Source organism: Nitrincola sp. A-D6 (genome assembly GCF_000764495.1).
Classification (GTDB): domain Bacteria; phylum Pseudomonadota; class Gammaproteobacteria; order Pseudomonadales; family Balneatricaceae; genus Nitrincola.
Genome location: NZ_JRLB01000044.1, coordinates 1 through 9,963, shown reverse-complemented (window position 1 = coordinate 9,963; position 9,963 = coordinate 1). Strand labels below are relative to the sequence as shown.

The following is a 9,963-nucleotide window of genomic DNA, read 5'->3' as shown; positions in this document are numbered from 1 at the left end:
CATATAGTTGCTTGTTTCTGATTAAGCTTTAATGCCTAACCTGAACAAGCGCCCACACGCATTACCTGATTAATTTGTTAAAGAGCGGCTTGAGCTGCCCGGTGTGTTGGGCTGTTGTCTCAAGCGAGGTGCGTATAATATAGACCTGGTTATGGAGCGTCAACAGTCTTTTAGAGTTTTTTTATATCTGCCCGGTAATTGCGTATTTCAGGCGAAATGCTGGATGTCGATTAGTTCAACTTGATCAGGTTCAACCGCCTCACTGTAGAACAGCGGTGCAACGCGGGCGAAACGTTCAGGTCCATCAGTAACCAAAAAACGCACATACCCGGTTGAACCCGGATTTAACAAGCCACGCTCGGTTAATTGTTTCTTCATCACTGCAGCCGTAGTCACTGCAGAATCTACCAATGAAACCTTGTCGCCTACAACCCGGGAAATTGCGAGTTTAAGTGCTGGAAAATGCGTACAGCCCAGCACCAGCGTATCAGGATACTCAGCGCCGCCTCGATAGTGATCAAACAGCCCACTGAGTGAACGCTTTACAATCGCCTCAACCAATTCACCATCGTGCCAACCCTCTTCTGCCAGCGCTACAAACAAGGAACAGGCGGCGGATTTAACATTAGCATCGGGCAGCAAGGACAGTATTGCTTTTTGATAGGCCTGGTTGTTAACTGTACTCTCTGTCGCTATAACACCAATCTTCCCTGAACGCGTCATATTCACGGCCGCTTGTGCACCAGGTTCAATCACACCGATAATCTGCAACTCAGGATAACTGGACTGTAGCGCATCCAGAGCAACCGCTGATGCTGTGTTACAAGCCACCACCAGCGCTTTAATATCGTAGCGCAGTAAGGCTTTAAGTGCCTGCTCCGCATAGCGGGTAATCGACAAGGGGCTTTTAGTACCATAGGGTACGCGTGCCGTATCCCCCAGATAGATCAGATTCTCACCAGGCAATGCCTGACGCGCTGCATTTAAGACAGTTAATCCACCCACACCTGAATCAAATAACCCAATAGGCCTGTTATCTGCCACAGTCACGGATCACTTATTCCGCGCACGCTTAACAGAGCGTTTCTTCATATCTTTAATATGATCAAGGTTACGCTGCTTCTTTAGTTTCTGACGCGCTGTCAAAATATTGCGCTTACCTGCAAAGGGGTTGCTACCGGTCCTGAACTCAAAACGTATGGGCGTACCACGAATTTTCAGAACTTTGATAAACCGGTTTTCGAGATAACGCTTATAGGAGTTGGGCAGTGCATCTGTTTGATTGCCATGCACTACGATAATAGGCGGGTTAGAACCACCCTGATGCGCATAGCGAAGTTTAATGCGATGATTATTAACACTGGGCGGCTGATGGTCTGCAACAATATCTTCCAGCAATCGCGTCAACTTATTGGTAGACCACTTAGCCATGGCGGCATCGTAGGCCTCATGCACTGAACCATAGAGATCCCCTACAGCGGTACCATGCAATGCTGATATAAAGTGCATACGCGCAAAGGTTGCAAACTCAAGGCGCCGCCTGATTTGCTCACGCACTTTATCCTTCTGCTCAGACGTCATACCATCCCACTTATTCAGTGCGATCACCATGGCACGACCCGCATCAATAACAAAACCCAACAAATGTAAGTCTTGTTCCGTCACACCTTCACGCGCATCGATTACCATGACCACAACATTGGCATCACGGATCGCCTGCAGCGCTTTAACAATGGAGAATTTTTCGACTACCTCGGTGATATGCTTGCGACGACGCACACCTGCCGTATCGATCAGGGTGTATTTCTGCCCATCACGCTCGTAAGGAATGTAGATACTGTCTCGCGTTGTACCCGCCTGGTCATAGACGACGACACGATCCTCACCCAACATCCGATTTACCAGCGTGGACTTACCCACATTAGGCCGACCAATCACAGCGATGCGAATACTACCATCATTGCGCGCCAGCTCCTGCGCCTCGATCTCTTCAAGCGGAAGCACATAGGGTGCCAACACCTCTTCCATCAGCGACAACACACCACGACCGTGAGATGCTGCAATCGGTATAGGCATACCTATACCAAGACCATGAAAATCGGCCATAGCCGTATCCGGATCTATACCATCGGTTTTATTCACCACCAGATAATGCTGCTTACCACTGCGACGCAGCTGGTCTGCAATCATCTCATCAGCCGGATTCAACCCGGCCCGACCATCGACAATAAAAAAAAATAATATCCGCTTCTTCGATCGCCATGAATGACTGCTGCGCCATAGCATGGTCAATACCCGTTTCTTCGCCAGTAATACCACCGGTATCTATAACTATATAAGACTGATCATCCTGACGACCTTCTCCATACTTCCGATCTCGCGTCAGCCCTGGTAAGTCAGCAACAAGCGCATCTCGCGAACGTGTCAATCTGTTAAACAGCGTTGATTTTCCAACATTGGGACGCCCAACAAGCGCGATAACCGGTAGCATAGTGTATTCCAGAAAAAGGCGGCACCGCATCGACATGCACAGCCGCCACTGACTTAATCAGTTCAGTTTAGAGTAATAGCCGCAAGTCTGCCGCTATTGGTAAGTACATACAAGACATTGTCACGCACCAGCATATCGCCCTGTAACCCTGAAGAGTCAACGCGATACCTGGCAACAAAGCGCCCATTCACCTGCGACATAAAATGAAGATAACCCTGCTGATCACCCACAACTACTGTATTACCAAGCACAGAGGGTGATGTAAGCAATCGATTGGTTAATGCTGACTGAGACCACACACTCGCGCTACTGGCCGCATCATAAGCATGCACATTATCCTGAGCATCGGCTATATAAATATTACCATAGCCTGTAGCAGGACTACGGTAGCTGGAGATATTCTGCGCCCATTGCACCTGCGCATTAAACGGGTTAATTGCCAGCAACCGGCCCTGATAACCTACAACGAAGAGCATGTTATCAACAATAAGAGGACGACCATTGATATCCGCAATACGCTCCAGTTCGGATCGGCCCTCATCCACAGAAACTCGTTGATCCCAGATCAACTCACCATCACGATTATCCAATGCCACCAGTCGTCCATTCGACATCCCCGTAAAGGTCACATCCGCTGCTAACAACGGAATACCCGTACCACGAAGGGTTAGAGCTGGCACCTGCGCATCAAAAGACCAGCGATGCTCACCTGTCATTCTATCAAGCGCTGTAACACGTCCACTGATCTGTTGCAGAACTACAATTTCCCGGTTGATCTGTACCTGAGCAGTGACCTCAGAAGCCAGCCTGAATCGCCAGAGCTCTGCGCCATCATTGCCATTAAGTGCAACAACCTCACCGGCTCTTGTTGTCAGCAGCACCTGGCCGAAACCGGCACCCACGCCACCCACAACAGCCTCTTTTAAATTGATACTCCACGCACGCTGACCCGTATGACGATCAAAAGCTGTTACAACACCCTGACTATCAGCAGCATAAACCTTATCACCATCTATAGATGGCATCATTTGATGAAAGCGCTGTCCGGGACCACTACCAACGTTTGCGCTCCACTTTACTGACACACTGTTCTCAGCTGAAAAATCAACCAACGGTGCCGGCTGAACTTCTTCACCGCCACCCCAGAATCCACACCCTGCGAGCAAGCCAAATATCAGAGCAATTACGGCTACTTTTAGAACGCTATTCATGAGCCTGCCTCTTCGCCTAAATCGTCACGCTTCATTTGCAAAACAGGTCTTATGGGTGCGTTGTCTGCAGCCAAGAGTGCCTGATCATAGGCATTAATCGCAGCAATCAAGTCACCCTGGCTATACGCTACATCACCTAATAATTCATAGTAAACTGCGCTAAAACTATCTGGTTCAAAACCTGACAGCAGCTCACTAGCCTGGTCATATTGATCTGTTGTCAACAGCACTCTGGCTTTACGCAAAGTAGCCAGGCGTTTAATATCATCTTCTTGCGCACGACCAAGAACCCAATCCAACTCTTCAATAGCGGATTCAAAATTCTGTTGCTGAACCGCAACACGCGCAAGCATTAATGCAGCATACTGAGCATAGGTACTTTTGCCATGCTCACTTTTTAAGCGATTGCCTAAATGCAAAATAGTCTCAACTTGCGGGTCAGGATTTTCATCCAACTCTGATGCCACCGCCTCAACCAGATTCTGGTAAAGCCACGAAGCCTGAGTGGCCTGATTTTCAGTATAAGACTGCCAACCTTGCCAACCAAGAACAGCAGATACAGCAACAACCAGACCAATCAGTAATGATCGGCCATTTTCCTTCCACCAATTTTTTAAAGCTTCTAACTGCTCTTCTTCAGTACGAAGTTCTGCCACGTCAATCTACTCCTCGAAATACTCTGTTCCAGCCAGCAATAGCGTTGCTACCTGATCTAAGGGAACCTCTTGCTGCTCCGATTGCATACGCAAGGGCTTTAGCGCAACAACTTGCCGCTCAAGTTCATTTTCACCCAATAATAGCGCAACCCGGGCACCACTACGGTCAGCTTTTTTCATTTTGCTTTTAACACTGCCACCTGAGCAATCAAGCGTAACACGCAAGTTTGTTTTGTCTCTTAGCTCTTCGGATAAATGCATAGCAGCTGCAGCAGCTTCATCTCCGAGAGCAGCAACAAACACATCCGCCTGACGCTTTACAAAATCAGGCAGTGAGGCCTCTGCCTCCAGCAATAGAATCAGGCGCTCAACCCCCATGGCAAACCCCACAGCGGGTGTCGGACGCCCGCCCAACTGTTCCACCAAACCATCATAGCGCCCACCAGCACACACCGTACCTTGAGCACCCAGTTTATCGGTAACCCATTCAAAGACAGTACGACCATAATAATCCAACCCTCTCACCAGGCGTGGATTAACCTCATAAGCAATGCCTGCTGCATCCAGATTAGCCTTAAGTTGCTCAAAATGCGCCAGGGACTCCTGATCCAGGCACGCATGGAAATCGGGCGCATCATTGAGTAAATTCTGCACTTCTGGGTTTTTGCTGTCGAGTATACGTAGCGGATTTGTTGTCAGACGACGACGGCTATCTTCATCCAGTTGATCCTGGTGTTCCGTAAGATAGTCCACTAGCCTGTTACGGTAAGCCGCTCTAGCTTCACTGCTACCCAGTGTGTTCAGCTGCAAGGTAACAGCATGGCTGACTCCCAGCGCTTTCCACAAGCGGGCCGTAAGCAACAGTAATTCGGTGTCTATATCCGCACCAGCCATTCCGAAGGTTTCAACACCTATCTGGTGAAACTGACGATATCGGCCTTTTTGCGGGCGTTCATATCGAAACATAGGACCGGTGTACCATAAGCGCTGGACCTGGTTATAAATCAAACCATGTTCTTCGCAAGCTCTGACGCAACTTGCCGTACCTTCAGGGCGCAGCGTCAGACTCTCGCCATTGCGATCTTCAAAGGTATACATCTCTTTTTCAACAATATCAGTCACCTCACCAATCGATCGGCAGAAAAGCTCAGTCTGCTCGACAATGGGTGTGCGTATTTCACTGTAGCCATAACTGGACAATACCGCACGGGTATTCTGCTCCAGGTACTGCCAAAGAGGTGTCTGCAACGGCAGAATATCATTCATACCACGAATGGCTTTAATCTTGGCCAAACCTTTTACCTTATATAGTTGCTATTAATTTAATGGAAGGCTAAAACGCGCAACATTACCTGATGTAAATGACGACAAACTAATCAGCTCGCCATTAAAAAGCAGCTCTTCAACTGCATCACGGCGGCCAATCACTAGCGATAAAGGCTCATCCCCTTCCAACTGAAGATCAGTCCCCCCTTGTGCTACACCAGAGTAGATAAGGCTATCAGATGCATCACGTATTTGTATCCAGCAGTCGTCACTAAAGCGAATATAGAGCCCCTGAGATGAGGATGATTCAAGAGTTTGATCAACAGCTGCATCTGGCTCTGAAACATCTACTGCGGATACCGTGTCAGCATCACCAATCACAGATTCATCAGCAATTTCAATAGATTCAGATAAGACACTATCATCCTGTTCACCTTCAACACCCGGATTGAATTCTTCACTTGGAACAGAGGTAACAGGCAAAACAGGCGAGACCGGTGGATCAAATACATCCGTTAAGGGCTCGGAAACTTCAGGTAAAGAGGTCGGGGGCGGAGGCGGTGTCAGTCCATACTGCTCACGCGACCACCAGACAATCACAGCAATAATCGCCAGCACAAATAACCAACTAAACAGTTTCATAAACGGTGACCGTGACGGATCACGCTCCTGAACACTGGTCGTTGAACGTATCTGCGTTGGTTTGAGATCCACTCCTGGTAAACTAGCGTAAATATTGGCGTAGTGGTTCGCATCCAGGTGCAGGTGTTTAGCATAGGTACGGATATATCCGCGCAGAAATACCTGATTATGAAAGCTCTGCGGAGTACCTGATTCGATAGCGTTCAACGCTTTCAAAGGTAAATTTAACTCTGCCGATACCTGCTGCAAACTCAGGTTATGCTTTTCACGAGCTGTCACAAACTCATGCCCTGGAAAGCCACCCTGCTGATTTTCCGGCTGATCGCTACTCAATGTGCCGACTCCTTAAACAGCCTATGCTCTTCACTGTTTGGATAAAGATTTCTCAGTAACAGCCCATATGTGGCCGCCAGCCCTGCATTTTTATCTGCCCTGGCAATTCTGACACCGACCCAAAGACTATTGGCATCATGCTCGACAATACGGGCATCTACCTGTTCACGAAAACGCCCAAACCAGCTAACAGCTTCTGCCGTATTGCCCTGTTCAAGCAACAGATCAGCCAATGTCACCTGTGCATAAGGACGGTCGCGCTGCAAATCCAAGGCTCGCCTTAAAGCATGTTCAGCAACATCATTCCGGCCCAATCTGCGATAGCAACGCCCCATATTTTCAAACGCCTGTGCTCTGGAAGCATAGAATGGATCTTCTGTTGCCCGTGAAAACTCATGACAAGCTTCTGCAAAACGCTCGCGAGAAAACAGAAATGCGCCATAGTTGTTGTGAAACATGGCGCTCATCGGCTCTAGCTCAATCGCCCGGCGGTAGTATTTTTCTGCCAGGTCATATTCTCGTTCTGCTTGAAAAACAAGTGCCAAAGCATTTTGCGCCGGCGCATATCGATCACTGATAACAACCGCGCGCTGAAGCGAATTTTTTGCATTTACAGTATCGCCTGACTGCAAATACTGGACACCCAACTGTGTGTAGGCCTGTAAAGCTGCCTCAGGGCTGGCATCAGGATTATTCTGAGTTTCAGACACTGAGCAACCTGCCAGAAAAACCGAAATTAAAATAATACCTATCAACCTGTTATTCACTCAACCTTCCCCTGTTTGAGTTAACATCTCGTTTGAGGCATCAAGTTGTAGCACAGACAGATATTTTTGACTACGTCTGGTTCTATCTTCAACCTGACCCACCAATTGACCACAGGCTGCATCCACATCATCACCACGCGTTTTTCTAACCGTGGTAATAATGCCACCATGAACGATGATTTCCTTGAAACGGGCAATGGCATCCGCAGTAGGCTTTTTATACCCGGAGTTAGGAAAAGGATTAAAGGGAATCAGGTTCAACTTGCTTGGCATCTTGCGCAGCAGTTTTAGTAACTGTACCGCATGCTCAGGCTGATCATTAATACCCTCCATCAGGGTATATTCAACAGTAATCACACGCTTATCATCAAGGTGCTTTAGATAGTTATTGCATGATGCGATCAATTCCTTCAACGGGTAGCGACGGTTGACCGGCACCAGTTGATCGCGCAACGCATCATTGGGCGCATGAATCGAAACAGCCAGCGAGACATCACTCAAACCAGCCAGTTTATCTATAGCAGGAACAACACCGGCCGTACTGATGGTTACGCGCCGTTTTGATAGACCATAGGCATTGTCATCCATCATCAATTGCGTTGCCGCTACAACATTCTCAAAATTCAGCAGCGGCTCACCCATACCCATAAAAACCACGTTAGTGACGCGGCGCTCATCTTTCGGATCAAAGGGCCCAAAAGAACGAATCGCAACACGCAGTTGTCCGATAATTTCAGCCGCACTCAGATTACGATTGAACCCCTGCTTGCCAGTTGAGCAGAAGCTACAGTCAAGGGCGCAACCTACCTGGATGATACACAGAGTGTTTTCCGGCTACCTTCGGGAATCAATACCATCTCGATACTGGACCCACCGTCCATACGAATAACCCATTTACGCGTACCATCCGTGGATATTTTCTCGAGAACCACTTCAGGTTCACGTATATCAGCCACCTCCGCTAATTTCTGACGCAGTGATTTACTGATATTAGTCATCTCATCAAAGCTACTGGCACCCTGCTGATGCAGCCACTTCAGAACCTGGGTTGCGCGAAAGCGCTTTTCACCAATGGACTCAAAAAAAGCCACAAGCCCATCGGGTGATAATCCCAGCAAGTTAATTCTGTCTGACTGTTTTAGCATGACCCGGTACCCGCAGTCTGATTATAAGAAGGCCAGCATAAACTGGCCTAGGCAAGGAGCCTGTTCAGGCACCAAAGAAGTAATTGATTTCACGCTCGGCTGAAGTCGCCGAATCGGATCCATGTACGGCATTGGCATCAATAGAAGAAGCGAAGTCACGGCGAATAGTACCTTCTGCCGCTTCTTTTGGGTTGGTAGCACCCATTAACTCACGATTTAGAAGGATAGCATTCTCACCTTCAAGCACCTGTACCACGACTGGACCCGAAGTCATGAAGGCAACCAGATCAGCAAAGAAAGGACGCTCTTTATGCTCGGCATAGAAACCCTCGGCTTCGGCCTGGCTTAGCTGTTTCATCTGCATAGCAACCACTTTAAGGTTGGCTTTTTCAAAGCGGCTGACGATTTCACCAATAACATTTTTGGCAACAGCGTCTGGCTTGATAATGGAAAGTGTACGTTCAACTGACATATTCGTGTATCCCCACATAAAACTAAGGTCGATAAAAGGCGATAATTATACGTGATGAATAAGCAAGAAAATAGCCAATAGAAATACATTGAAAGTTTCTGTATCAATGTTTGTGGGTAAGTGAACGCTCATCCTGCAATTCTCGGTGCAATAGCGCCATAAGTTCAGCTTCCGGACGACCGATTCCACAAGAGCGCACTAAATCCTCAACACCAGCACCCATCTCCATCAAGCGCGCAGCCTGATTGTAAGCCAACACGCCTGGATCACGATTTTCTAACTCATATTGCTTTTCGACAGCAATATTAAGCTTCTGTTCCACCGTTATTAAACGCTTACCCATACCAATGGAGCTACCAGTCATACCCTGAATTTCATTGCGTAGAACATTAATCAGCACTTGATAACGTTTTTCCTGACGCCGGATCCTGAACCAAATAATCAGTGCTATGACAATAGATGCCAGGCAGAGCACTGCCATAACAAGCAGCGCTATCCATAGATAGCTACTGTCAGTCCATGTCTCCATTAAACAATCATAACCTCAAACTCTTCAATCAAGTGATCGGTATCCAGCACAGCACACCGATGAACAAGACTGGTCCCATAAAGCCATGCTCTATGGTCCTTATCCTGGTTAATATTGATGGCAGAGCGAGGCAGGTCAATAGATTTAATAATCTGGTTACAAGCCAAAGCCCAACGGCGCCCTTTCAGAATCAGCACATCTGTATAATCGGCCTTATCTACAGAGTATGAACCGGGAATCACCCACAGCCCGGTGTCCACCACGGTAGTTGGGCACTCATCCCGTCCAAAATGACCGATCATCCAGTCATGGCGCAATTCTATACTCATGGTTAGATCATGCACTTCTTGTACACCATCAACATCATCAGTCGGTATAGCCAGCTTAAGGCCATGCACATCCACTAATATACAACGCAGATTATCCTCCTCTGGCTCTGGCTCTGGCTCTG

The 9,963-nt window shown here is 47.9% G+C and carries 9 protein-coding genes and 2 pseudogenes; all 11 read right to left on the bottom strand.

All coding sequences use genetic code 11. The features are described 5' to 3' along the window. Positions 1-207: 207 nt before the first annotated feature. Complete coding sequence (gene murI, locus LH51_RS08785; RefSeq protein WP_036521613.1) at positions 208-1,050, bottom strand: glutamate racemase; 843 nt, start codon at positions 1,048-1,050, stop codon at positions 208-210. Between the two features lie 3 nt (positions 1,051-1,053). After that, positions 1,054-2,491: pseudogene (der, locus tag LH51_RS08780) on the bottom strand (ribosome biogenesis GTPase Der). A gap of 62 nt (positions 2,492-2,553) precedes the next feature. Then, a complete protein-coding gene (bamB, locus tag LH51_RS08775) occupies positions 2,554-3,702 on the bottom strand; it encodes an outer membrane protein assembly factor BamB (protein ID WP_036521612.1) in 1,149 nt (382 codons plus the stop codon). Beyond that, positions 3,699-4,358 (bottom strand): YfgM family protein, encoded by a 660-nt coding sequence (locus LH51_RS08770; protein ID WP_036521609.1) that lies wholly within the window; start codon positions 4,356-4,358, stop codon positions 3,699-3,701. Before LH51_RS08770 ends, bamB begins: the two co-directional genes overlap by 4 nt. 6 nt (positions 4,359-4,364) lie before the next feature. Next, positions 4,365-5,624 (bottom strand): histidine--tRNA ligase, encoded by a 1,260-nt coding sequence (hisS, locus tag LH51_RS08765; protein WP_235263624.1) that lies wholly within the window; start codon positions 5,622-5,624, stop codon positions 4,365-4,367. A gap of 51 nt (positions 5,625-5,675) precedes the next feature. Continuing rightward, positions 5,676-6,599, bottom strand: a complete 924-nt coding sequence (locus LH51_RS08760) for a RodZ domain-containing protein (RefSeq protein ID WP_036521605.1) — start codon at positions 6,597-6,599, stop codon at positions 5,676-5,678. Beyond that, positions 6,596-7,366 carry a type IV pilus biogenesis/stability protein PilW gene (gene pilW / locus LH51_RS08755; protein ID WP_235263623.1) on the bottom strand — a complete coding sequence of 257 codons (771 nt, stop codon included), beginning with the start codon at positions 7,364-7,366 and terminating at the stop codon, positions 6,596-6,598. The genes LH51_RS08760 and pilW overlap by 4 nt, the downstream gene beginning before the upstream one ends. After that, a pseudogene (gene rlmN, locus LH51_RS08750) lies at positions 7,367-8,511 on the bottom strand (23S rRNA (adenine(2503)-C(2))-methyltransferase RlmN). Positions 8,512-8,575: 64 nt separating this feature from the next. Further along, entirely contained in the window at positions 8,576-8,983 is a 408-nt protein-coding gene (gene ndk / locus LH51_RS08745; protein ID WP_036521603.1) for a nucleoside-diphosphate kinase, read from the bottom strand. A gap of 103 nt (positions 8,984-9,086) precedes the next feature. Beyond that, positions 9,087-9,512, bottom strand: coding sequence for a DUF2802 domain-containing protein (locus LH51_RS08740; protein WP_036521601.1), 426 nt, complete (start codon positions 9,510-9,512; stop codon positions 9,087-9,089). After that, positions 9,512-9,963, bottom strand: a 452-nt coding sequence (locus LH51_RS08735; RefSeq protein ID WP_036521599.1) for a chemotaxis protein CheW, incomplete at its 5' end; no start/stop codon positions are given. The genes LH51_RS08735 and LH51_RS08740, both read right to left, overlap by 1 nt.

Coding starts and splice junctions, on each gene's coding strand:
- hisS (WP_235263624.1), bottom strand. CDS start 5,624: ATGAATGATATTCTGCCGTTGCAGACACCTCTTTGGCAGTACCTGGAG.
- bamB (WP_036521612.1), bottom strand. CDS start 3,702: ATGAATAGCGTTCTAAAAGTAGCCGTAATTGCTCTGATATTTGGCTTG.
- LH51_RS08740 (WP_036521601.1), bottom strand. CDS start 9,512: ATGGAGACATGGACTGACAGTAGCTATCTATGGATAGCGCTGCTTGTT.
- ndk (WP_036521603.1), bottom strand. CDS start 8,983: ATGTCAGTTGAACGTACACTTTCCATTATCAAGCCAGACGCTGTTGCC.